Source organism: Paenarthrobacter sp. NPDC057981 (assembly GCF_042886835.1).
GTDB lineage: Bacteria > Actinomycetota > Actinomycetes > Actinomycetales > Micrococcaceae > Arthrobacter.
On the sequence record NZ_JBHVQI010000019.1, the window covers coordinates 44481 to 67772 of the forward strand.

Sequence of the window (23292 nt, forward strand, 5' to 3'; positions counted from 1 at the left end):
ACTCAGTTGGGTTTAAGGGATGTTGCTTCCCCGGGCCGCCATCCACAGGCCGTACCACTCAGCCCGGGACATGCTTGCAGCCACGTCCGCGGCGTCCGCACATGCGCCGATGCGCGAAAGGTTGGTGGTGCCGACCACAGGCGATATCCGGGCCGGATGCTTCATGAGCCAGCCCAGCAGGACGGCTTCCACCGTGGTGTGCTTCTCCGCAGCCAGATGCTCGAGCAGCGCAGCAGTGGCCGTCTCCGCCGCCGATTGCCCGCCCGCACCTGTGTACCGCCCTTGGGCCAAGGAGCCGTACGCCTGAAGCTCAATCTCCTTGTCCATGCAGTACTCCAGTGTCCCGTGCGGGAAGCCGGACCCAGCGCTTTCCGGATGGTTGACCAGCACAGTGCTCTCAAGCCAATCCCGCTTCAGCAGGCTCATCTCCAGCTGGTTCGCCACTACGGGCCTTTCCAGGCGGTCCTGGAGGTACGCGATCTGGGCGCCGGACATGTTTGACACACCCAGTTGCCGAACCTTGCCTTCGGCCATCAACTGCCCGACGGCGTCAGCCACCTCGCGCGGGTCCATCAAGGGATCGGGCCGGTGCAGAAGCAGCACGTCGACGTACTCCGTTTGGAGTCGTTTCAGGCTCTCATTGACCCGTTCGAGGATGGCTTCCCTGCTGAGGTCGTAGTGGGTCTGCAATCCCCGCTCCCCCAGCCTGATCCCACACTTGGTCTGCAGCTGGATTTTCTCCCGCAGGCCTGGCGAACGGACGAGGACCTCACCGAAAACGGCCTCTGACTTGCCGCTGCGGTAGATGTCGGCGTGGTCGAAAAGCCCGATGCCGATACCCCGCGCCGATTCAATCACTGCAGCGGCCTGGTCAATCTCAGCGGCACCGTAGGCGGTGCCGTCCCAGGAACCACCCAGTCCCATGCAGCCGTAGATGAGGCGTCCCCGCCCGTTTGCATTGTTCAATTGCTTTTCCCGTGCTTAGGCTTCGCGGACAATCCAGGCGGTGGTATCGGCAGGAAGCTTGCCCTCCTCCAGGGGACCGCTGCTGACGACGACGGTCCCCGCAGGAAGCTCGAACGCATCGGCGCCGAAGTTGGTCACCGTTTCCCAACCGCCCGGGCGGCTGAAGTGCAGTACCTCGGGGTTACCCGTCTCCACCCACTCGAGTTCTTCTTCAGTCTGAAGTTCACTGCGAAGGTGCAGGGCCTTGCGGTAGAGCTCCAGGGTGGAGCCTTCAACGCCTTCCTGGGTGGACACAGCGTAGTCCTTGAACCAGGCAGGCTGGGGCAGGTGTGCGGTACCTGCGCCGAAGCCGAAGGACGAACCCTCGGGAGTCCACGGCAGCGGGACGCGGCAGCCGTCACGGCCGATCTCCACGCCCTTGTTCCGGAAGAAGGAGGGGTCCTGGCGTTCGGAATCGGGAATCTCGCTGACTTCTCGCAGCCCGAGCTCTTCGCCCTGGTACAGGTAGGCCGAGCCCGGAAGCGCGAGCAGCAGCAAGGAAGCCGCCCGTGCCCGCTTGAGGCCAAGTTCGATGTCCAGCTCTTCAGCCGGAGCGCCCGCGAGCAACCAGCCCTTGCCGTCCTGGCCCTTGGGTTCGGCACCGGTGATGTCCTGGGCTGCGTTGGTTCCCTGCGCTACCGAACCACCCTTCGGCAGCCCGTAGCGGGTGGCGTGCCGGACGACGTCGTGGTTGGAAAAAACCCACGTGGAGGAGGCTCCGGACTCCTTGGCGTGCACCAGGTTGTCCGTGATGATCTTCTTGAAGGATGCGGCGTCAAAGTCCGACTGCAGCAGGTCGAAGTTGAAGGCCTGGCCGAGGCCCTCCGGACTGGCGTAACGTGCGCGGCGTGACTCGTGGACCCATGCTTCGGCCACGGCGGTCCGGGGCGGGTTGTATTCGTTGAAGAGTTTGCGCCACTCCGCGTAGACCTCGTGGACTTCGTCCCGGTCCCAGAAGGGGTGGGAGCCGTCGATGAAGCCGTCGGTTCCGTGGGCCTTCTTCAGGAGGTCTTCCTTCATGGGCATCGGCTCGGACAGGTCCTTCGCCATGCCGTGGGCAACGTCGATGCGGAAGCCGTCCACGCCGCGGTCGGACCAGAAGCGCAGGGTCTTCAGGAAGTCTTCGCGAATCTCCGGGTTCTCCCAGTTAAAGTCCGGCTGCTCCTTGGCAAAGATGTGCATGTACCACTGGCCGGGGGTGCCATCCGGTTCCGTGATGCGCTCCCAGATGGGTCCGCCGAACACAGAGTCCCAGTCCGACGGCGGCACTTCGCCGCTTTCGCCCTTGCCGTCCCGGAAAATGTAGCGGTTCCGTGCCGCCGAGCCTTTCGGCGATGCGAGGGCTTCCTTGAACCACTCGTGGCGGTCGGAGGAGTGATTGGGCACGATGTCGACTACCAGCTTGATGCCGGCGGCGTGCAGGGCTGCGGCCATCTCGTCAAAGTCTTCGAGCGTTCCGAGCTTGGGGTCCACGTTCCTGTAGTCATCCACGTCATAGCCGCCGTCGGCGAGCGCGGAGGGGTAGAACGGGCTCAGCCACACGGCATCGACGCCAAGTTCCTGCAGGTAGGGAACCTTGGCCGTGATGCCTTTGATGTCACCCAGGCCATCACCGTTCGCGTCGTAAAAGCTGCGCGGGTAGATCTGATACACGGCTGCCTGGCGCCACCAGTTGGGGTCGGCCATGCGGTCGGAGTGGGACAGGTTTGCCTTGGTGGCGGAGGTGCTCACATATCTCCTTTGATTTAGATTCTAAATTTAGTTCCCGAACCAGTATGTGACGGCTGGCGCGGGAGGTCAACAGCCCTACTGGGGTCAGCCCTTTACAGCGCCCTGCGTGACTCCTGCCATGACCCATCTCTGGGTGAACAGGTAGGCGACAATCGCGGGCGCCATGGCCATCAGGTACGAGGCGAAGGAGACGTGGTAGTTGTTGCTGAACTGCGTCTGGAACAGGCTCTGCCGCACGGGAAGGGTCTGGAGTGCGGGATCGGAAATGATCAGTGAAGGCATCATGAAGTCGTTCCACGCATAGAGGAAGGCGAAGATGCCCACTGTCGCGCTCATGGGAGCCAGCAAGGGAAAGATCAGCTTCCAGAACGTCTGCCAGGTGGTGGCTCCGTCGATCCTGGCACTTTCCTCCAACTCCATGGGAATGGAGCGCAGGAACGCCGTAAAGAGAAGGACGCTGAAGCTCAGTTGGAACATCGTGGCCAGAAGGATCACGCCAAACGGATTGTCCAGGCCCAGCCGCCCGGTCAGTTGGATCTGCGGCAAGGCCACCACCGGGAACGGGATGAACATCGCCGCGAGCAGGTAGAAGAACGAGTACCGAAACAAACGCCGGTCCCAGTTGCGGACAATCGCGTAGGAGGCGAAAGCTGCAAGGACGATCGTGGCAACCACCGTCCCCGCGGTAACCAGCAGGGACATCGCCGCCCCCACGGGGAAGTTTGTCAGTGTCCACGCCTGGATGAAACCGTCGAGGCTGAAGGGAGCGGGCAAGGAGAAGGCATTGCCGTCCACGGCCTGCCCTTGCGTCTTGAATGCCATGGAGACGGTGACATACAGGGGCAGCAGCACCGTCACTGCGCACAGGACAAGCACGGTGGTCGCGGACCAGTTGATCCGCTCCGGCTTTTCGGGGGAGCGTCGGGCACCCGCAGAGGTGGCCTTGGTGGCGTGTTCAGAGTCGAGAGTGGCTTGTGTGCTCATCAGAGGGCATTCCGTCCGCGGGTCAGGGATAGCTGTACAAGGGAAATGGCGATGGCTACCAGGAAGAAAATGGTGGCGTTGGCCATCTGGTAGGCATAGTCTCCGCCGTTGAAACCGGTAATGACCGTCATGGCGATGCTTCGCGTGGAGGTACCCGGTCCGCCGTTGGTCAGACCCACGATGATGTCGTAGGCATTGAGGAAACCCTTGAACCCGAGGATGACGTTGATGACCACATAGCCGGCAACAAGCGGCAGCGTGATTTTGAGCAGCTGCTGTGTCTTGCTCGCACCGTCGAGGTCTGCTGCCTCATAGACATCCTCCGGTACCGCGACGAGGCCCGCGATGTAGATGAGCAGGGATCCAGGAACTGCCTGCCATGCAGTGACCAGCACGATCGCGATCCACGCCAGGTCGGGGTTGGCCAGGAGGCTCCCCTCCAGCCACGGGATTCCTGCGGAAGCGCCGAACGCCGGCAGGGAGTTCGAAAAGAGGAAGTTGAACACGTAGGCGATGATGATGCCGGAGACAACCATCGGGATCACGAAGATGGTCCGCAGCGCGGACTTCATCCGGATGCGGGAGGTCAAGCCGACGGCCAGCAGGAAAGCGATCACGTTTACCGCGATGACTGTGACAATCGAGAAGCCGAACGTGAACAAGTAGCTCTGCAGGATGGCGGGGTCACTGAAGAGGGCGATGTAGTTGGTCAGCCCGACGAACTCCCAGTCTCCGATGCCAATGGAGTCCGTAAAGCTGAAAAAGATACCGATGGCTCCCGGGACTGTGATGGCCAGAGTGAAAAGGACAAGGCTCGGCAAAAGGAACAGGTAGAAGATCGGTTCAACCCGTTTCCCCTTGCGCTGCCGCGGGGCCGCCGCCGGGCCCCGGCCATTGCCAAGGGTTTCTTGGTCTTCTGATGTTTGGGATGTTGCGATGATGGACATTTTTCTGGCTCCCTGTCTCTGCGCTACTGGCGGAAGGCCAGGCGTGCCCAGTCTGCGTCGAGTGTGCGGAGGGTGGATGTGGGGTCGGCACCAAACACGAGCGCCTGCGTGTAGTTCATGATGGGGATTGTTTTGGGAACCAGCACGGATGGCCCTTGGTACACCTGGGCGTTGTTGTAGTACTTGGCCATACCCTCCACGCGAGGGTCGGGCGCTCCGCTTGCATCCTTGGTGGGAGTGAATCCCAGCTGCGACTTGTTGTAGGCCTCGATAACCTCGGGCCGGTACAAGTATTCAAGGAAGTCATGGGCTGCGTCCTTATGCTTGGACGCCTCCGGAATCCATGCGGCGAGGTCCACATTGACCCGCACGCGCAGGTCATCCGGATCCTCCGTCATGGGCAGCGGAAACGTTCCGAGCTGCAGGTCCGGGGCTGTCTTGGCAACTTCGCTGAAAGCCCAGGGACCCTGCAGGTACATCGCTGCCTTGCCCTGCGAAAACGCGAGGTTTCCGTCTCCGTAAGCGCGGCTGGCCGCGTCCTTGTTGACGTAGTTCTTTGCCAGCGTCAGCATCTTGTCCACGGGCTGGTCGAAGTCCTTTTGGAATGACGCTTGGGATTCGGGCCCCACGGCGGTCCCTTCGGATTCCAGCTTGTCGAAAAAGCCGAGGGTATCCAGCTGGCCACCCACGGAGTAGTCGAACCACCCCTGGGCGATGGTCCAATCATCTTTCCAGGTTGCATAGAACGGCGTCACTCCGGCCGCTTTGAGCTTGTCGCACGCAGCGATCAGTTCGCTCCAGGTACGTGGAACCTCGATGTTGTTGGCGGCGAAGATCTCCTTGTTGTAGATCACCGAGGAGGCCATGACCGAGTACGGCAAGGCGCTGGTCCGGCCCGGATAGGAACCGTACTGGTCCATCAACGGCTGGAGGTCTTCGCGGATGCGCGAGGCGGCCCCTGTGCCGGACAAGTCGCTCAGGACTCCTCGCTGGACAAACCGTGAGGTTTCCATGTTGTAGTTGGCCAGGGCGATGTCCGGCGGATTGCCCCGCACGAAGCTCGCGGACACCACGTCCACACCCGAGGTATCCAGCACGACTTCCGTATGGTCCTGCGAAGCGTTGTAGTCGGCCACCAGCTTGGTCATGAAGCCGATCGCCTCCCGCTTGCTGAAGGTGAACCGGATGGTCTCTTTCCCCTGATCCGCGGAACATCCCGAGAGCAGTCCTGCAAGCAATGCCAATCCGAGGCCCATTGCTGCCATGCGTTTCTTGCGTGTCACTTTCACAGACACGTAGTCCTTTCGTCGTGCGGCCCCTCTGCCGCATGCGTCGGATGATGGCGCGCTACATCACCCAGGAATTTAGATAGGAGATAAATTTATTATCTGCCATAAGTATTCTGTGAGCGTCGCCACACGGTCAAGCCAGAGGACGTAACAAGGCGAAGTTTAAATTTATGTACTAAATTTAGAGCGGTCGATGAGTCCTTCCATCGCCTCGCTGGAAAAGTTGGGAGCACTGCATGATGAGCGGAACCGCGCCGTCCACACAGTTGGTACGCAGGCTCAACGCCGGAGCCATGCTCAAGGCCATGCGCGGCGCCGGCGTCGTCACGGGCACGGAGTTGATGACAATGACGGGGCTGTCCCGGGCCACGGTCATCTCGATCTGCGATGAACTGGTACAGCTGGGCTGGCTGCAGGAGCTCGAGAACCAGCGTGGCGCTGGCGACTACATCAAGGGCAGGCCCGCCCGCAGATTTGTTTTCGACGACGGCGCTGCGAGCGTGCTGGGGATCGACATCGGCGTCAACAAAATCACCACAATAGTGGCCGACATGGCCGGGACCCCGTTGTCACAGGTAACCAGGCCTTTCCGGACCTACAACGTCTCAGCGGCCGAGCGGGCCGATGTCCTGGACAAGATCGCCGCCGAAGCGCTCGAAAAGGCCGGAGTTCCAGCCGACTCCGTGCTGGCCGTATCCGTCGGCGTCGCCGCCCCTGTCAACCGGGACGGCGAAGTCCTCACCGTCCAGGAGTTCTGGAAATCCTTCGACGTCCGTCGGATTGTCTCGGAACGGCACGGCTGGCACGTGCTGCTGGAAAACGATGCCAACCTCGCAGCCCTCGCAGAACGCTGGCGGGGTACGGCCAAGGGCGTGGACAACCTGGTGGTCATGCTGGCCGGTGACCGCCTGGGAGCGGGCATCCTTGAGTCCGGACGCCTGCTGCACGGCCACCTGGGCGGATTCGGCGAACTGGGGTTCCTCAACAACGTCGAAGGCGTGGGGAGCACCTACGGCATTGCCTACGAGGCCACCGCAGCAGGCCGGGAAGCCCTGAAGAAGCAGGCTGCCACAAAGCTGCGGGCACTCTGCGGCGGGAATCCCGATGCCCTGACCGCCGAGATGGTCTTCACCGCCGCCGCAGAAGGTGACGCTGCCTCAAAGAAAGCATTGGAGAGCGTCTCCCTCCGCATGGCGAAGGTAATTGGCGCCATCAGCACACTGGTCAATCCCGAACTCGTGGTAATCGCTGGAGGAGTCGCCGCTTCAGCCGACGTGCTGCTGCCCGGCATCGCCAAACACCTTCCGGAATTCACCTTCACTCCCCCGAGGCTGGCGACTTCCATTGTGGGCGACGGAATAGTTTCCCTCGGAGCGATCCGGCACGCCCTGGACTACGTCGAGGAACACGCACTGGACCTCTCGCCCTCGTCGCGGCGCACGCAGGCTTCCTGAACCTGCGCCCGGCAGGCGGGAGCTACTCCGGCATGGACATGGTGCGCAGGTCCAGCTGGCGCAGAACACGGTCGGCTACCTCGGGGTCCGTCCCTGGCTCGTTCCGTGCCTGGACCACTTCCATTCGGGCCGCATCAAGGGCGATGGTCTGCACAGTGATGGCCAACTCCCGGCCTCGCTCGCGCTTCTCCACAGCAGACTCGTTCTTCAGCGTGCCATCGAGCAGCTCGGCGTGCAGCCGGCGCATCTTCTCTTTCACCAGCGCCACCTTCTCCGGAGGAAGCTCCTTCATCAGGTCGTGATCCTTCAGGGCTGCGACCGCCGCTGTCTGTGCCCGCTTGGCCAGCAGGCGCGCAGCATCCTTTTCATGCGAGCCGTCCTCGGTAGCGTCCAGTACCCGCATCAACCACGGCAGGGTCAGCCCCGGGAGAACAAGGGTGGCCAGCAGCACGGCACAGGAGATAACCAGGATCTCGTGCCGTGCGGGGAAGTCGCTGCCATCCGGCAACGTCAGCGGAAGCGCCAAGGCCAGCGCCAGCGTGGCAAGGCCCCTCATTCCGCACCAAGTCAGGATGAGCACCTCTTTGGGTGAGGTGGGCTGCAGGAGGTTGCGCCGCCGTCGGGCCGTCAAGGCAAGAAGCCCAAGCCACAGGTACCGCACCACGAACACCAGGACACAAATCACCACGGCCATGCCGACCATACCGAAAATGGCCGTCCCCTCGTCCCTGATCACCTGCCGGATCTCCAGCCCCACCAGGCCGAACGCCAGGCCCGTGGCGAGCAACTCCACCACATCCCAAAACGCCGTCCGCGTGACGCGCTCGGCAGCGTCCTGCGGACGGGCGTGGCGCTGCAGTTCCAAGGCAGTAACGACGACGGCGACCACACCTGAGGCGTGCAGCTCTTCGGCCAGGATGTAGGCAGCAAAAGGAACCACCAGGGTGACTGCACTGCGTGCCACCATGGACGTGACCAGCTTGGTAATGAATTTGGTCAACCAACCCATCGCGATGCCGATCACGACGGCCAGCGCCGCACCCAGCACGAACTGGGGGATGACTTCAGGGCCTACTTCCTTGCCGGACATGGTGGCTGCGACGGCAGCCTGGAAGATCACGATGGCAGCGGCGTCGTTGAAGAGGCCTTCACTTTGAAGAACGGTGATGAGCCGGCGTGGCATATGCACCCGGCCTGCCACGGACTCCACGGCTACGGGATCCGGCGGCGCGACCATGGCCCCCAAGGCGATCGCGGCGGGGACACCGATACTTGGAATCATCAACCAGGCGGCCCCGGCCACCGCGGCGGTGGTCACCACCACCAAAGCCACAGCCATCAACAACAAGGTCCGCCAACGAACCCTGAAAACCGCCCAGGAACTCTTCTGGGCCGTGGCGAAGAGCAACGGCGGCAGGAAGATCGGCAGGATCAGTTCCGGTGAAATCTCAAACTCGGGAAAGCCCGGAATGAAGGTAAGGGCAACGGCCAGCAACAGCATTAGAACCGGATACGGCAACCGGAGCCGGTCCCCCAGACCGACGGCGAATACTGTTGCAAGCAGCAACCCGACTATGAGTGCCAGCTGATCCATGTTCCTGCTTCCCCGGATGTTGTACGGTCCCTTTCCCGGAGCGACCGGAAAAGTTCCCTACAAACATATCCCGGGGCGCAGACACTTCCCCGCGTGCGCGTGGCTCAGAGGCCCCGTCACTCCTTGGTCAGGGCGTCCACCACGTCCTCGGTGCCGTCCTTGAACGGGAGGGTCTTGCCGATGGTCTCCGGCAGCTCCAGGATGGCGGCGGCCACCAGGGCAACGTTGGCCCGGGACGTCTGCGTGCCGTCATCGGGGTTTTCCGGATGCAGTTCGATCAACCCCGTGGCCGGCTCATCGGTGAGGCTCCCTGGACCCAGCACGGTCCAGTCGAGGCCGGTGCCGCGCAAATAGTCATCAGCCGCAGCCTTGGACTCCGCGTAGGCAAAAAACGGGTTGTCGCTTGGGACTCCGTGCTCCTTGGAAGCACCTATGTAGGACACCATGACGTATCTCTTCGCGCCCGCCTCCGCCGCAGCGTCCATGGAACGGATGGCAGCGTCCCGGTCCACGGCGTAGGTCCTTGCGGGGTTGCCCCCACCGGCCCCTGCGGACCAGACCACGGCATCGTGGCCCTGCAGCGCCTGGGCGAGTTCCGCCGTCGTCGAATGTTCAACGTCAAGCACCTCCGCGGAGGCGCCCGTACCCGTGACATCCGCCACATGGTCGGGATTTCGGATGAAGGACGTGACGTCGTGACCTTCACCACTAAGAATCCGGGACAGATGCAGGGCCACTTTCCCGTGGCCGCCAATAATCGCGATTCGGCTCATGGACCCATTCTGTCCCAGAAAACGAAAAACCCCGCAGACTACATCTGCGGGGTCTTGCTCTGTAGCGGTGGGGAGGCTCGATCTCCCGACCTCACGATTATGAGTCGTGCGCTCTAACCAACTGAGCTACACCGCCACGGATGAGAAAAGCCTGCGTCAGCCGGTCAAAACCGCCTTGACGCAGGCCCTCATCCAGAGCCCCCCACCGGAATCGATCCGGTGACCTCGTTCTTACCAAGAACGCGCTCTACCACTGAGCTAGGGGGGCAACGAGTAAATACTCTACCGGACGTTTTCAGAAGCTACAAATCGGCGAATCCAAGGAGAAAAATGGCCTCGACACAATTTGCAAAACAGCTGTTTACCTGATCTACAAACGGAGAAAATCAGGGCAGGCGAAGCACCTGTCCCGGGTAAATCTGATCCGGGTTGGGCACGGTGTCGGCGTTCGTGGCGATGAGGGCACCGAGATCCACGCCGAACTGCGCAGCGATACCACTCATGGTGTCCCCCTGCTCCACGACGACCTCTGTGACACGCGGTGCCACAGGCCCGGGCTGGCCCGTCTCTGTCGCTGCCTCTACAGCGGCTTCCTGGGCCTGGGGCTGAACTTCCGGAGCCTCCGGCTCCAAGCCCTCTTGGGAGGCTTCCTCGGCCGCTGCGGCGTCTGCTGCGGCCTGTTGCCGAGCCGCTTGTGCCGCGGCAGCTTCGGCTGCGGAACTGTCCGCTGCTGAAACCTCGACGGCGGCAGCGTCCTCCTCGGCCTGGGTCACCGCCGTGTGGTCCGCCAGAGGCTCCGGAGCACCGCTCCCGCGCGTCCCGCCGTCGTCGACACCGATATTGCCCGCAGCACTGTCCTCTGGAACGCTGTCCGCATGCTGCGCCTCATGGCCGCCCTTGTCTCCAAAGCCCAGGTTCTTCTTCAAGTTGTCCAGCAATCCCATGGAACCTCCCCTGTTCAGCGGCCAGACGGCCGGCACCTTGATGGTACGGCGGGGCGGCGGCACATGTAACCCCGTTAACGCCGCAAGGGGCCGGCTCGAAAGCCGGCCCCTTGACGGGAACTACTCAGTGGTTACCACTTGGCGCTGTTTACCACTTGCCCTTGCGGTTGAAGTCGCGGTTGCTGCCTTCGCCGCCCGTGCGGGGCTTGCGGGCACCATCACCGTGGCCGCCGTAGCGCGAGCCGCTGGCCTGGCCACGATCGCGGTCACCGTAACTGCCTGAGGTGCGCTCAGCGCGGTCGCTGTAGGAGCGGCCACCACGGTCAGCGGAAGAACGCTCGCCATCGGACTTGCGGAACTCCTTCTTGAACCCGCCGTTGCCCTTGAAGTTGCCACCACCGCGGTTGTCGCGGTCGCCGTAGCCGCCGCGTTCCCGGTTGGGCCTGCGGCCATTGTCCAGCTCAAGGTGGATCAGCTCGCCGCCGATGCGGGTACGGGACAGTGCACGCAGCTGCTCGGGGCTCAGGTCTGCCGGGAGCTCCACCAGGGAGTGGTCCGAGCGGATGTCGATGCCACCGATCTGTGCTGAGGAGATACCACCTTCGTTGGCAATGGCACCTACGATGGAACCCGGCATGACGCGCTGGCGGCGTCCGACGGCGATCCGGTAGGTGGCGTTACCCTCGGTGAGCGCACGGGTCGGGCCACGGGAACCGAAGCCGTCCTTGGAGCGCTCACGCTTCTGGTACTCAGGAGCTGCGGGGAGTTCCTTGACCAGCAGGGGCTGTCCACCCTGGGCCATGACGGCCAGGGCTGCAGCGATCTCGGCAGCCGGGACCTTGTGCTCTTCCTCGTAGGAGGCAATGAGGTCGCGGAACAAGGCCACGTCCTCGGACTCAAGGGTCTCCGTGATGCGCTCGGCGAACTTGCCAAGACGCAGCGAGTTGACGGTCTCGGCCGTGGGAAGGTGCATCTGCTCCACCGTCTGGCGAGTGGCCTTCTCGATGGCACGGAGCAAGTACTTCTCGCGCGGCGTCATGAACAGCACGGCGTCACCGTTGCGGCCTGCACGGCCGGTACGGCCGATGCGGTGCACGTAGGACTCGGTGTCGTGCGGAATGTCGTAGTTGATGACGTGGCTGATGCGCTCAACGTCAAGACCGCGGGCGGCGACGTCGGTGGCCACGAGGATGTCGATGCGGCCTTCCTTGAGTGCGTCCACAGTGCGTTCGCGCTGCTGCTGCGGGATGTCACCGTTGATGGCTGCGGCCTGGAAGCCGCGGGACTTCAGTTTGTCGGCGAGGTCCTCGGTGGCCATCTTGGTCCGCACGAAGGCGATAACGCCGTCGAACTCTTCAACCTCGAGGATGCGGGTCAGGGCGTCCAGCTTGTGCGGGCCCATGACTTGGAGGTAGCGCTGGCGGATGTTGGTGCCCGTGGAGGTCTTGGACTTCACGGAAATCTCGGCAGGGTTGTTCAGGTACTGCTTGGACATGCGGCGGATCTGGCCGGGCATGGTGGCAGAGAACAAGGCAACCTGGCGGTCTTCCGGCGTCTGCTGGAAGATCTGCTCAACGTCGTCGGCGAAGCCCATGCGGAGCATTTCGTCAGCTTCGTCAAGCACCAGGTACTGGAGCTCGGAAAGGTCCAGGGAACCCTTGGCGATGTGGTCGATGACACGGCCGGGGGTACCGACAACAACCTGGGCGCCGCGGCGGAGGCCGGCAAGCTGCGGGCCGTAGGCGGAGCCACCGTACACCGGCAGAACGGTGAAGTCGTCAATGTGCTTGGCGTAGGAGGTGAAAGCCTCGGCAACCTGGAGCGCCAGTTCACGGGTCGGAGCCAGGACCAAAGCCTGGGTCTTGCGGGACGGGCCGTTGAGGTCGTGGAGTTCGGCCAGGCGGGACAGTGCGGGAACGGCGAATGCCGCGGTCTTGCCGGTACCGGTCTGGGCCAGGCCAACGACGTCGCGACCCTCAAGGAGCAGCGGAATGGTTGCGGCCTGGATGGGCGACGGCTTTTCATAGCCGACATCCTGCAATGCGGCCAGGACGCGGCCATCGATGCCGAGTTCGGCGAAACGGACGCCTTCTTCTTCGTCGTCGGCCTTGGGGGCAGCTTCGGTGGAAGCGGGGGCCGCAGCCTCAGCTGCGGCATTCTCGACGGCGGCAGCGGCGGCAGCCGGCGCTTCAGCTTCGACAGTTTCAGCGTTCCGGGCGTCGAAGTCTTCGTTGAGATTTTCGGTCATAGGGAGAAATTCCTCATCCATAGGGCAGTCGGCGCGACCCGGTTGGGCTGGCCGCAGTACTCGTCGCGAAAAACAGGAAATGGTGCCCTGCTTCCGCAAGAAGTCCGGCGCTGTCGCAATCCCATGGCAGGACTTCCCGCTGCATCTCTTGGCTGCTATCCCAGCAGTCTGTACAGCGTTTTCTTTAGCCGGCTCTCCCTATGAAAATGCCCGCACACAATTGCGGGCCCCAACACTTACCAGTCCTGCCTCAAGAATTGGGCAGGATAAAGGGAATTCCGGAGTGGGGGATGTTTCAAGTGTAGGGCACGCGGCATCCTCACCGCGAGTTAAGAACCCACTACTGCCGGGTGAGCTTGTTCACATCGGAGCCCTGGCTGCTAAAGTCCGCTCCTGCGCAGCACTTTCTCGAACTCAGGGCGGTAATCCTCCTGCAGGCGGATCTCCCCGTCCGCTTCGGCATCAAGCAGGATCTGCACCAGGTCCGGGGTGGGCTCACTGAACCACTGGCCCACGGTGATGCCGTGCTTGGGGACAAACGTGCGGTGGATGTGGTCTCCCGCCGAAATACTGCCCGTTGTGATCACGCGCAAGTAGGTACCAACCCGTCCGGCATCGGAAAAGCGCTTGACCCATTTGGGCTCCCCCAGCACCCGTTGGAACGTGGCGCAAGGGGTCCGGGGAGAGGTCACTTCAAGTTCGACGTCGAGGCCGATCTTCCACCGCTCGCCAATCACAGCACCTGTGGGGTCAATGCCTGTTACACGCAGGTTCTCGCCGAAGATGCCCGCCGGAAGATCCCTCTGCAACTCGCCGGACCAGTAGTCAGCGTCTTCCTGAGAATAGGCGTAAACGGCCTGGTCTTCTCCGCCGTGATGCACCCTGCTGGCCTGCACATCCCCATGGATGCCCAGTTTGTGAACCTTGACCGGTCCCTCGACAGGACGTTTGTCGATGGCGGTAACGCCCACGCTTCCCACGGGGTCGGGAAGCAACTGGTGGACGCGGCACACGGCAAGGACGGAAGCGGTGTTCATGGGCACCAGTCTACGGACGGACCGGGCGGCAGCTAAGGATCAAAACGGTAGCCCATCCCCGCTTCCGTATGCAGATGGCGCGGCTCCGCCGGATCCCGCTCCAACTTCCGCCGCAACTGGGCAATGTAAACCCGCAGATACTGGGTTTCCTTTGCGTAGGCTTGCCCCCAGACCTGCGTGAGGATCTGCTGTTGGCTGACCAACTTGCCCTTGTTCCGGACCAGCAGTTCCAGGATGTTCCATTCGGTGGGCGTCAGCCGGACCTCGGTCCCGTCCTTCACGATCTTTTTCCCGGCAAGATCAACAATGAAATCGGCGGTTGCCAGCGTGGGTTCTTCCCCTCCGGCCACCACGCGGCGTGAGGCCACCCGCAGCCGCGCAAGCAGCTCATCCAAACCGAAAGGCTTGGTCACGTAGTCGTCCGCACCGGCGTCGAGCGCCTCCACCTTGTCCTCCGAAGCATGGCGGGCGGACAAGACAATGATGGGCATGCTGCTCCAGCTACGGATGCGGCGGATGACTTCCACGCCGTCGATGTCCGGAAGGCCCAGATCCAGCACCACGATGTTGATCGGGTGCTTCGCGGCCGCGTTCAGGGCGTCGGCACCGTTCCCCACAGTCATGGCCTGGTACCCGTGGGCCTGGAGGGTGACCTGCATGGCCCTGGCAATGCGGGCCTCGTCCTCAACAATCAGAACCAGCGTCACAGCGGATCACCGGTCCACAACGGCAAGGTGACCACCATGGTCAAGCCTCCACCCGGCGTCGGCTCCGCTGCGAGGCGGCCACCCATGGCCTCGGTGAATCCCTTCGCCACGGCCAGTCCCAAACCGACCCCGCCGCCCGTCCCTGTCCCGACGGCAGTTGAGGCTGTGGACGAATCGCCAAAACGCTGAAACGGCTGGAACATCGTGAGGACTTCCTCATGGCCGACGCCCTTGCCGTGGTCCGTGATCCGCAGTTCGCCGGCTGGCTGCTCCCCCACGGTAATGCCCTCCCCCGCACGGGCCGTCAGCACGACATCCGAGTCCGGGGCGTACTTCATGGCATTTTCGACGATATTGGCCACGACCCTTTCAAGCATTCCCGCGTCCGCCTGCACGGGAGGCAGGTTGGGCGGCAATTCATTGCGGAGCCGCTCGTGCGGTACGCCACGTAACGCATCCGGCAGCACGTCCGCCCACACGATCCCGCTCAACAAGGGGTTTACGGCGTCGGCGGTGATCCGGGACATGTCCAGGAGGTTGTCCACCAGGTGGTCCAAGCGGTCCGCATAATCCTCGATGGTCTCCAACAGCTCCCGCTCGACATCCGGCGGAAAGCTCACGTCTTCCTGCCGGAGACTGCTGACAGCCAGCTTGATTCCAGCCAATGGAGTCCTTAAATCGTGGGAAACCGCCCGAAGGATTGACGTCCGCATCTTGTTGCCCTCCGAGAGCCTGACGTTGTCACGCCTGCTCTTTACCAGCTGTTGCCGCTCCCTGACAGCCACCACGAACGCGCCGAAGGCCACCAGCATCCGCTGGTGGTGGGGCGACAACGGACCCCCGCGGAGCAGCAGCGTGTAATGGGGATCGACGACGGCGGCATGATCGGCGGCGGCGTGCGTCACCGGCGGATTCGGGCCGGCGCTGGCGAGGACACGCCATTCAGGGGGCGCGCCTTGGGTGGTGGTCCCTGTGCCTGTGGAACCCAGGAGGGTCACTGCGTCCATGCCGAGGTTGCCTCGGACTTTCTCAAGGAACGTCTCCAGGCTTCCATCCGAACTCAGGATACGGAGGGCAAGCTCACTGAGCGCAGTGGCCTCCGCGCCGGACCTCGCCGCTTCCTGCGCTCTCCGGCTGGCCAGGCCCACCGCCAAGGCCACTCCACAAGCCACCGCGAGGAAAACCACCAGGGTAAACAAGGTGGTGGGATCGGCGATGGACAACGATCCCACCGGGTCTGCCGAGAAATAGTTCAGCAGGAAACTTCCCAGCACGGCCGCAACCACTGCAGGCCACAAACCACCAATGGCGGCCACCGCCACGGCCACGGCAAGCTGGAGAAGCATGATCATGGAAAAGTTGCGGAAATTGAGCACCGTTACGGTCAGCTCCACCGCTGGCGGAAGCAGCAGGGCCAGAACCAGCCCTGCCGTGACCCGGCCACGGCCAATGCCACGCACCGTCGGAAACTTCAGCAGGGCGTTTTCATCACCGTTGCCCTGAGCCTCAGTTGCCGCCATGGCTACATCCTTGCACGGTTCCCGTGATGGGCACTTCTCCCCATATGCCGCGGGGATAAGTGCCTGCAGAGGGTGCAAGGACTAGGCTTGCTCTGAGCATTCTGGTCCGGCGGGGCGCCGGGCACACCACGGTCTATCCAGGGGGATATACATGGACCCGAAAGACAGCCCTGACGCGGCCGGCAACAATGGCAGCGGTGGGGACAACAACGATGGCTTGAACGCGGCCAACAACGCGCCCAAACCACCTCCATGGCAGGTGCCCAAACCTGAGCTCCACCCCGAGTTGTTCACCCCTGTCGAGGACGGCCCCACGGGAAGCGGCAAGCGGTCCAAGAACAAGAAGGCCACTGCCGGCGCACCCGTGGGAGCTTCCGCGGGTAGTAACACGGCAGGACAAGCTGAGCCGGGACAACCCCTCCCCGTCGTGGACCCGTTCGAGCGTGAACGCGAACGTGAAGCCGCTGCCGCAGCAAAGAAAAAGAAGCGCTCGCAGCGCCGCACCATCGTGGTGGGGCTCGGCGTGACAGCCCTCCTGGCCGGAACGATCACCGCCATCGTGGCCTCCAACGAACAGGAGGCCGACTACGCCCAGGTATGTTTCAACGAAGAAACCGGCGAGCGCGTGGACGACGACCAGTGCAACAACAGCAGTTCGGCAGGCCGGAGCTCCGGCGTTTATGCCTGGTACTTCTACTCGCGCGGCGCCAGCGTACCCGCCGTCGGCCAGAACCGCAGTGCCTTCCCGAGCGCGACTAAAACTGTTCCGCAAGGTGCCAAGTCCTCCACGGGATACAGCACCAAGGGTGGCACGGTCAGTCGCGGTGGCTTCGGCAGCAGTTCCAAAAGCGGCGGAAGCTCGGGAGGCTAGGCGTGCGGCGACTGTCCTCCGTGCCTCGGCCGGACTGGAAGCAGAAGATCGAAGAGCAGGGCCTGGTTTTTTCGACCACCACCATGCCCGACGGCCGGAAAATCGAATACTGGAACGAATCGGCCTACTACGAGTTCACCATGGACGAGGTGGAAAAACTCGAGGAGACCGCCGAAGGCATGCACCTCATGTGCCTGGAGGCAGCGAAGTATCTTGCCACCGGGGCCATGGGCGACATCGGGATCGGGCGCCAGGCACTGGAACTGGCCGCCGAGTCGTTGCAGGCCGGGGACATGGACATCTACGGCCGTTTCGACTTTATATATGACGGCGCCGGCGGCCCGGCCAAAATGCTGGAGTACAACGCCGATACGCCCACAGGTCTGATCGAGGCCTCGGTGGCCCAATGGTTCTGGTTGCAGGACGTCTTTCCTGAAAAGGACCAGTGGAACGGCATCCACGAGGCGTTGATCCGGCAATGGCAAAAGCTGCAGTACAGGACCGGAATGAGCACCCTGCATGTTGCCCACTCCGAAGCCGAGGAATCCGGCGAGGATTGGATGACGGCCGCCTACATGCGCGACGTCGCCAGCCAGGGCGGGTGGACCACCATCGGCATCAACATGTCGGACATTGGCTGGGACCCCAACCTGAACCGGTTCGTGGACCTGGACAACTTCATGATCAGCACCATGTTCAAGCTGTACCCCTGGGAATTGATGATGAAGGAGCCTTTCGGCCACCGTCTTCTGCAGCGTGCACACAACCCTCGCTGGGTGGAGCCGGCTTGGAAGATGCTGCTGTCCAACAAGGCCCTCCTGGCTGCACTGTGGCACCTCTACCCCAACCACGAGAACCTGCTGCCCGCCTACCTCGGTGATCCCGGACCGCTGAAGGAATGGGTGGCCAAGCCCCTGCACGGCCGCGAAGGCGACAACATCCGCATCCACGCCCCAGGCATTGATATCTCGCAGCCCGGAGGCTACGGCCGCGAAGGCTGGTGCTACCAGCAGTACCACCCGCTTCCCGACTTTGACGGAAACCACCCTGTCCTCGGGCTCTGGGTGGTGGACGGCGAATCAGTCGGCTGCGGCATCCGCGAATCGGATGGCCCCATCACGGACTACTTCTGCCGCTTCGTCCCCAACACCATTGACGCCCCCGCGCCCGTCGCGCCCCCTGCTACTTCCTATGGAGCTGCACTATGAGCACTGAAACCTCGACGCCGGGTGGCGGCCCAGCGGGCGGCGACCGTACCGCCGTCGTACCTCCCAAAGGGCTCCACGCCGGAATCCTGGACCTCGGCGACTCCGTCATGCTGGGGCTGGCATCCACCGCGCCTGTGTATTCGCTGGCGGCAACGCTGGGACTGATTGTCGCGGTCAACGGGAACTACACACCGCTCATTCTTGTGCTGGGATTCATTCCTGTCCTGTTCATCGCCTACGCTTTCCGCGAGCTCAACAGCGCCATGCCGGACTGCGGAACCACGTTCTTCTGGGCACGCAAAGCGTTCGGGCCGTGGGCGGGCTGGCTGGGCGGCTGGGGCGTGGCCCTGGCTGGGATCGTGGTCCTGGCCAACCTTGCCCAGATCGCCGGAAAGTACCTTTGGCTGCTGGTTGGCGACGGCTCCCTGGCGGAGAATAAATGGCTGGTGACCGCCACGGGCGTGCTGTTCATCGTGTTCATGACCTACGTCAACCATCGAGGCATCAGGTTGGGTGAACACGTCCAACGGACATTGACGTACATCCAGTACATTTCCCTGGGCATTTTTGCCGTGGCAATCATCTTCCGGATTGCCGGCGGAGCTCCCGAGGGGCAGGCCTTCGACTTTGAGTGGTTCAATCCTGCGGGCGCATTTGCCGACCCGGGAGCAGTGGTGCACGGGGCACTGCTGGCCCTGTTTATCTACTGGGGTTGGGACACCTGCCTTGCGCTGAATGAAGAAACCGAAAACCCGGCCAAAACCCCGGGTCGCGGTGCCGTCATTTCCGCCTCGGTGCTGGTGGCAATCTACGTGTCTGTGGCCCTGCTGGTGATGATGTACGCCACGATCGGAACCGATGGTATCGGCCTCGGTAATGAGGCCAACCAGGATGATGTCTTTCTGGCAATGAAGGATGTTGTTCTCGGTCCGTGGGGATGGCTGATTGTGGTGGCGGTGCTGGCCTCTGTCCTCTCCTCCACCCAGACCACTATCCTTCCGACGGCCCGCGGCACCCTGTCCATGGGTGTCCATGGCGCCCTTCCCCCGCGCTTCGGAAAGGTCCACGAGCGATTCATGACGCCCGGGTTCTCAACCCAGGTGATGGGGGCCGTGGCGGTGGTTTACTACGTGGCCATGAGCTTCCTCAGCGAGAACCTGCTCTCGGACTCCATCAGTGCCATCAGCCTGTTCATCGCGTTCTACTATGCGCTCACCGGGTTCTCTTGTGTCTGGTACTTCCGTTCAACCCTTCGGGATTCCGCACGCAACCTCTGGTTCCGCGGCATCCTGCCGTTCCTGGGAGCCTTGTCCCTGACGGCGGCGTTCTTCATCTCCGCGGTCCAGATGTGGGATCCGTCCTACGGCGATACGCAGATCTTCGGCGTCGGTGGCGCGTTTGTCAGTGGCGTGCTGCTGCTGGCCCTGGGCGTGGTCCTGGCTGTCGTATGCCGCTTCGCCCCTTCCACCCGCGGCTACTTCACGGGTGAACGGGCCGACGCTGGCGTGGTTCGCGGCGAGTAGGCCGGGTCCTGTATTCCCTGCCTAGGAGCGGGCAGCCCACTGGCGCAGGCGGGTAGGAACGTCCGGCACGTCTTCGGTGCGTACGGAGTTCCTGCGCAGGGCTGCCAACCAGGAGAGGAGGATGGCCGCCGCGCAGAAAACACCGGCGCTGGAGGCCATGATCCACAGACCGGGCGTCTGGACATCCAGGTTGGCTGCGCCGAGTGCGGTACCAATGGTCTTCGGGGAGAAGAAAAACACCAGCGTGGAGACGGTAAGAACGATCCCCATCACCGTCCGTTGGGCCTTCAGACGCGCCGGTGTTTCTTTGATGGTCCATGCGAACGCCGGCAGGACCACGGCCATCCAGACCCAATGGTGGGACCACGAAACCGGGCTGACGAGCAACATGGCCAGTGCCGTCGTCGAAATGGCAACAACGCGGGCGCCCTGGGCGCTGGCTGCACGGACAAGCAAGGCAGCCAACACCAGCGTTCCCAGGCTGAACGCGAGCCAAGGGAGCGTCACTGCGTCCTGCGGGACCCCGAAGTGCAGGAGGGCACCCTTAATAGAGAGGTTGTCCACGTAGCCGGCTCCGCCGATGCGGGAGGTGTCGGGAAGGATCTCCAGCCAGAATTTCAGTGATTCCGCCGGGCGCAGCAACCACGCAAACAGCACAGTGAAGACAAAGCCCAGGGACATGTTCGCAAGCCCCCGCCAGTCCTTGCGCATCAAGAAATACAGGCCGAACACCAGCGGCGTCAGCTTGATTCCGGCGGCAACACCAACAAGGAAGCCGCTTCCGCGGAACCTCCGTCGCTTGGACACGCCGCCGAGCAGGTCCGCCACCATCAGGCCCATGAGCAAGATGTTGATCTGCCCGAAAGCCAACGTCTCTCGCCACGGCCCCAGGAAAAGGATTGCCAGGAACAACGCCGCAGCTGTCCAGCAGCTCCTGGCCGAGGATAGTGCGCTCCGCAGGTCGGGCTTGGATGACCAGTAACGGACGATCGTGACAGCCACCCAGCCCGCGACCACCACACCGGCGCCGTTGAACACGTTGAGCGCCGTCAATTGTGGCAAGCGGGCCAACAACCCGAACACCAGCGCGGCGAACGGTGGGTACGTGAAGGGCAGCTGGGGTCCACCGGCCGAGGCCACGCTGGGGCCATAAAGGTCCGAGGGTGAAGAACCTGCCTGGTTCAGGATGCTCCCACCGAACCAGTAGACGCTAAAGTCCAGGCCTTGCTTTGCCCAGTCCGCGAGCAGCATCAACGCCGGCAGGGCCACTACCGCCAGGGGAAGCAGACGGCGGAACAGCGGAGACGCTTGTGCTCGGTTGTGCGGCCGCGCGGCGTCCGTTTCGGTCCTTAAATCGACGTCGGGCAGTGCCATCCAAAATCCCCCAAATAAGCAAAGTCGCACGGGGGAAGTGTGCCGCCCCCGCATCCCATACTACTGAAGGGCCTTCCGAGGCCCTGCGCCTCAGGCTGGCACACCGGACCCCGCGGTGCCCCTAGGATTCTGGAATGAGCGATTCAACGACGAACACCTCCGACGTCCTGGCCCTGGATTCCCTTCTTTCCGACGACGAACTCGCCGTCCGCTACAAGGTCCGCGATTACACCACCCAAAGGATCCGTCCGAATATTTCCCGCTGGTACGAGGACGCGGTCTTTCCCCGGGAGATCGCCCCGGAACTTGGCGAGCTGGGCGTCCTCGGCATGCACCTGGAGGGTTACGGCTGCCCCGGCCGGACCGCCGTCGAATATGGCCTGGCCGCCTTGGAACTGGAGGCCGGCGATTCGGGCATCCGGACCTTTGTTTCGGTGCAGGGTTCGTTGGCGATGACCGCCATACATCGTTGGGGATCGGAGGCACAGAAGGAGGAGTGGCTTCCACGGATGGCTGCGGGCGAGCTGATTGGCTGCTTCGCTTTGACTGAACCCTCGGCCGGCTCGGACCCTTCCTCCATGACCACGACCGCCCGGCAGACCAGCGATGGATGGGTGCTGGATGGAGCCAAGCGCTGGATCGGCCTCGCCTCGATCGCGGACGTCATGGTGGTGTGGGCGCGGACAGAGGATGGAATCAGGGGCTTCCTGGTCCCCTCCGATGCCCAGGGCGTCACCGCCACACCCATTGAGCCAAAGCTTTCAATGCGCGCCTCGGTCCAGTGCGATGTAACGTTCGACGCCGTTCGGCTGGCTCCGGAGGCGATCCTCCCGGGTGCCATGGGTCTTCGCGGCCCATTTTCCTGCCTGAACGAGGCACGCTACGGGATCGCCTGGGGTGCCATGGGAGCGGCCCGCGATTCCTACGAAGCCGCCCTTTCCTATGCGGCTGAACGCTTGCAGTTCGGACGTCCCTTGGCCGGTTACCAGCTGACGCAGGAGAAACTGGTGAACATGCTCCTGGAGATCCAGAAGGGCACGCTGTTGGCCCTCCACTTGGGCCGGCTGAAGGACGCCGGGCACCTCCTGCCACAGCAGATTTCGCTGGGCAAGCTCAACAATGTCCGCGAAGCCATCAAGATCGCCCGCGAGGCCCGGACCATCCTGGGCGGCAACGGCGTCACGCTGGACTACTCACCGCTGCGGCACGCGAACAACCTGGAGTCAGTGCGCACCTATGAGGGAACCGACGAGGTCCACACCCTGATCCTGGGCCAGCACATCACGGGTCTGTCGGCCTTCCGCGGCTAACCCACCCCAACCAGAGGACAGTAAACGTCGCTACGGGGGCTCAATGGGACGTTTGCTGTCCCCTAGTTGGGGTCCGGGAGGATTACCAGGTTGAGGAACCCACTGAGGCCCCTGGTTACGTCGACCTGGTCCGGGGCAAGGAGCCACTGGGTTTGGAGGCCGTCCCAGAGAGCCACCAGCGATGTGGCTGCCTCCCCGGGATCGACGCCGGGCCGCAGCCTGCCGTCAGCTGCAAGCTCGCCGAAACGACGGGCATAGCTTGCCCGCAATCGCTCGAAACGTTCCGTGAAATAGTCCCGTCCAGGGTGCTCATCCGTGACGGACTCCGCACACAGGACTGTGTAGAGCTCAATCACCCCGGGGATGTTCTCGTTGTACAGCGCCGTCCGGATGATCGAGTCCGCCAAGCCCTCTTCCATGTCATCAGGGAAGGCTCCGCCGGTGATCTCGTCACGCCGTTCCAGGACCGACATCAGAAGGTCGCGCTTGGACGGGAAGTAGTGCAGAAGGCTGGTCTGGCTCATTCCCGCCCGGTCGGCGACTTCCTGCAACGATCCCCCGCGGTATCCACGTGCAGCAAACACCGCGTGGGCTGCATCCAGAATCGTCAGGCGCCGTTCCTCGGATTTCGCGTAAGGGCCACGCCTCACTGTCCGGCCCGCGTCCTTTGTGGTCATGGCTAGCCAGTGTACGCGGAACGTCCCTGCGTTGAAATTCGAGTAGTCACTCGAATTTTCTGTTACCGTGGTCACAATCGACGTGCCACACCCCCG

At 63.0% G+C, this 23292-nt stretch carries 19 protein-coding genes and 2 tRNA genes; 5 read left to right on the plus strand and 16 right to left on the minus strand.

Annotated features, from left to right (window positions below):
* Window positions 1–12: 12 nt before the first annotated feature.
* The 5 genes from ACFVSI_RS16235 to ACFVSI_RS16255 form a co-directional block, all read right to left on the minus strand.
* Window positions 13–966 (minus strand): aldo/keto reductase family oxidoreductase, encoded by a 954-nt coding sequence (locus tag ACFVSI_RS16235; protein WP_387825741.1) that lies wholly within the window; start codon window positions 964–966, stop codon window positions 13–15.
* Window positions 967–981: 15 nt separating this feature from the next.
* Complete coding sequence (locus ACFVSI_RS16240) at window positions 982–2736, minus strand: glycoside hydrolase family 13 protein (RefSeq protein ID WP_387825744.1); 1755 nt, start codon at window positions 2734–2736, stop codon at window positions 982–984.
* 84 nt (window positions 2737–2820) lie between these two features.
* On the minus strand, window positions 2821–3720 hold the full coding sequence (locus ACFVSI_RS16245) for a carbohydrate ABC transporter permease (protein WP_144659364.1): 900 nt from the start codon (window positions 3718–3720) through the stop codon (window positions 2821–2823).
* On the minus strand, window positions 3720–4667 hold the full coding sequence (locus ACFVSI_RS16250; protein WP_387825748.1) for a carbohydrate ABC transporter permease: 948 nt from the start codon (window positions 4665–4667) through the stop codon (window positions 3720–3722). The genes ACFVSI_RS16245 and ACFVSI_RS16250 overlap by 1 nt, the downstream gene beginning before the upstream one ends.
* 23 nt (window positions 4668–4690) lie before the next feature.
* Window positions 4691–5962 (minus strand): ABC transporter substrate-binding protein, encoded by a 1272-nt coding sequence (locus tag ACFVSI_RS16255; protein ID WP_387825751.1) that lies wholly within the window; start codon window positions 5960–5962, stop codon window positions 4691–4693.
* Between the two features lie 230 nt (window positions 5963–6192).
* On the opposite strand from ACFVSI_RS16255, the gene ACFVSI_RS16260 reads away from it, so the two are divergent.
* The gene (locus ACFVSI_RS16260; RefSeq protein ID WP_387825754.1) at window positions 6193–7410 is read left to right on the plus strand and encodes an ROK family protein; all 1218 of its coding nucleotides are present in this window, start codon (window positions 6193–6195) and stop codon (window positions 7408–7410) included.
* Window positions 7411–7432: 22 nt separating this feature from the next.
* On the opposite strand, the gene ACFVSI_RS16265 is transcribed toward ACFVSI_RS16260, so the two are convergent.
* From ACFVSI_RS16265 to ACFVSI_RS16305, 9 genes are all read right to left on the minus strand, one after another.
* Entirely contained in the window at window positions 7433–9004 is a 1572-nt protein-coding gene (locus ACFVSI_RS16265; RefSeq protein WP_387825757.1) for a Na+/H+ antiporter, read from the minus strand.
* Between the two features lie 116 nt (window positions 9005–9120).
* Window positions 9121–9777: an SDR family oxidoreductase gene (locus tag ACFVSI_RS16270; protein ID WP_387825760.1), complete on the minus strand. Its 657-nt coding sequence runs from the start codon at window positions 9775–9777 to the stop codon at window positions 9121–9123.
* 62 nt (window positions 9778–9839) lie between these two features.
* Window positions 9840–9913, minus strand: a tRNA-Met gene (locus tag ACFVSI_RS16275).
* A gap of 60 nt (window positions 9914–9973) precedes the next feature.
* Window positions 9974–10045 (minus strand) — tRNA-Thr (locus ACFVSI_RS16280).
* A gap of 118 nt (window positions 10046–10163) precedes the next feature.
* On the minus strand, window positions 10164–10721 hold the full coding sequence (locus ACFVSI_RS16285) for a LysM peptidoglycan-binding domain-containing protein (RefSeq protein WP_387825763.1): 558 nt from the start codon (window positions 10719–10721) through the stop codon (window positions 10164–10166).
* Window positions 10722–10869: 148 nt separating this feature from the next.
* Window positions 10870–12969, minus strand: a complete 2100-nt coding sequence (locus ACFVSI_RS16290) for a DEAD/DEAH box helicase (RefSeq protein ID WP_387825766.1) — start codon at window positions 12967–12969, stop codon at window positions 10870–10872.
* Window positions 12970–13349: 380 nt separating this feature from the next.
* Window positions 13350–14006 (minus strand): MOSC domain-containing protein, encoded by a 657-nt coding sequence (locus ACFVSI_RS16295; RefSeq protein WP_387825769.1) that lies wholly within the window; start codon window positions 14004–14006, stop codon window positions 13350–13352.
* Window positions 14007–14038: 32 nt separating this feature from the next.
* Window positions 14039–14713 (minus strand): response regulator, encoded by a 675-nt coding sequence (locus ACFVSI_RS16300; protein ID WP_387825772.1) that lies wholly within the window; start codon window positions 14711–14713, stop codon window positions 14039–14041.
* Window positions 14710–16233: an ATP-binding protein gene (locus ACFVSI_RS16305; RefSeq protein WP_387825775.1), complete on the minus strand. Its 1524-nt coding sequence runs from the start codon at window positions 16231–16233 to the stop codon at window positions 14710–14712. The genes ACFVSI_RS16300 and ACFVSI_RS16305 overlap by 4 nt, the downstream gene beginning before the upstream one ends.
* Before the next feature lie 151 nt (window positions 16234–16384).
* Between ACFVSI_RS16305 and ACFVSI_RS16310 the strand changes: the two genes are divergently transcribed.
* From ACFVSI_RS16310 to ACFVSI_RS16320, 3 genes are read left to right on the plus strand one after another with little or no spacing between them, the layout of a single operon-like run.
* Window positions 16385–17104, plus strand: a complete 720-nt coding sequence (locus ACFVSI_RS16310; protein WP_387825778.1) for a Tat pathway signal protein — start codon at window positions 16385–16387, stop codon at window positions 17102–17104.
* 2 nt (window positions 17105–17106) lie between these two features.
* Entirely contained in the window at window positions 17107–18312 is a 1206-nt protein-coding gene (locus ACFVSI_RS16315; protein WP_144659352.1) for a glutathionylspermidine synthase family protein, read from the plus strand.
* Window positions 18309–19835, plus strand: a complete 1527-nt coding sequence (locus tag ACFVSI_RS16320; protein ID WP_387825782.1) for an APC family permease — start codon at window positions 18309–18311, stop codon at window positions 19833–19835. Before ACFVSI_RS16315 ends, ACFVSI_RS16320 begins: the two co-directional genes overlap by 4 nt.
* Window positions 19836–19856: 21 nt before the next feature.
* Here ACFVSI_RS16320 and ACFVSI_RS16325 read toward each other — a convergent pair whose 3' ends face one another.
* Complete coding sequence (locus ACFVSI_RS16325) at window positions 19857–21209, minus strand: glycosyltransferase 87 family protein (protein WP_387825784.1); 1353 nt, start codon at window positions 21207–21209, stop codon at window positions 19857–19859.
* A 134-nt stretch (window positions 21210–21343) separates the two neighbouring features.
* Between ACFVSI_RS16325 and ACFVSI_RS16330 the strand changes: the two genes are divergently transcribed.
* Entirely contained in the window at window positions 21344–22519 is a 1176-nt protein-coding gene (locus ACFVSI_RS16330) for an acyl-CoA dehydrogenase family protein (protein ID WP_387825787.1), read from the plus strand.
* A gap of 62 nt (window positions 22520–22581) precedes the next feature.
* Here the strand turns inward: ACFVSI_RS16330 and ACFVSI_RS16335 are convergent, their stop codons facing one another.
* Complete coding sequence (locus ACFVSI_RS16335) at window positions 22582–23196, minus strand: TetR/AcrR family transcriptional regulator (RefSeq protein WP_387825789.1); 615 nt, start codon at window positions 23194–23196, stop codon at window positions 22582–22584.
* Window positions 23197–23292: the final 96 nt, after the last annotated feature.

Coding starts and splice junctions, on each gene's coding strand:
- ACFVSI_RS16245 (WP_144659364.1), bottom strand. CDS start 3,720: ATGAGCACACAAGCCACTCTCGACTCTGAACACGCCACCAAGGCCACC.
- ACFVSI_RS16250 (WP_387825748.1), bottom strand. CDS start 4,667: ATGTCCATCATCGCAACATCCCAAACATCAGAAGACCAAGAAACCCTT.
- ACFVSI_RS16260 (WP_387825754.1), top strand. CDS start 6,193: ATGATGAGCGGAACCGCGCCGTCCACACAGTTGGTACGCAGGCTCAAC.
- ACFVSI_RS16265 (WP_387825757.1), bottom strand. CDS start 9,004: ATGGATCAGCTGGCACTCATAGTCGGGTTGCTGCTTGCAACAGTATTC.
- ACFVSI_RS16270 (WP_387825760.1), bottom strand. CDS start 9,777: ATGAGCCGAATCGCGATTATTGGCGGCCACGGGAAAGTGGCCCTGCAT.
- ACFVSI_RS16285 (WP_387825763.1), bottom strand. CDS start 10,721: ATGGGATTGCTGGACAACTTGAAGAAGAACCTGGGCTTTGGAGACAAG.
- ACFVSI_RS16290 (WP_387825766.1), bottom strand. CDS start 12,969: ATGACCGAAAATCTCAACGAAGACTTCGACGCCCGGAACGCTGAAACT.
- ACFVSI_RS16295 (WP_387825769.1), bottom strand. CDS start 14,006: ATGAACACCGCTTCCGTCCTTGCCGTGTGCCGCGTCCACCAGTTGCTT.
- ACFVSI_RS16305 (WP_387825775.1), bottom strand. CDS start 16,233: ATGGCGGCAACTGAGGCTCAGGGCAACGGTGATGAAAACGCCCTGCTG.
- ACFVSI_RS16310 (WP_387825778.1), top strand. CDS start 16,385: ATGGACCCGAAAGACAGCCCTGACGCGGCCGGCAACAATGGCAGCGGT.
- ACFVSI_RS16320 (WP_387825782.1), top strand. CDS start 18,309: ATGAGCACTGAAACCTCGACGCCGGGTGGCGGCCCAGCGGGCGGCGAC.
- ACFVSI_RS16325 (WP_387825784.1), bottom strand. CDS start 21,209: ATGGCACTGCCCGACGTCGATTTAAGGACCGAAACGGACGCCGCGCGG.
- ACFVSI_RS16330 (WP_387825787.1), top strand. CDS start 21,344: ATGAGCGATTCAACGACGAACACCTCCGACGTCCTGGCCCTGGATTCC.
- ACFVSI_RS16335 (WP_387825789.1), bottom strand. CDS start 23,196: ATGACCACAAAGGACGCGGGCCGGACAGTGAGGCGTGGCCCTTACGCG.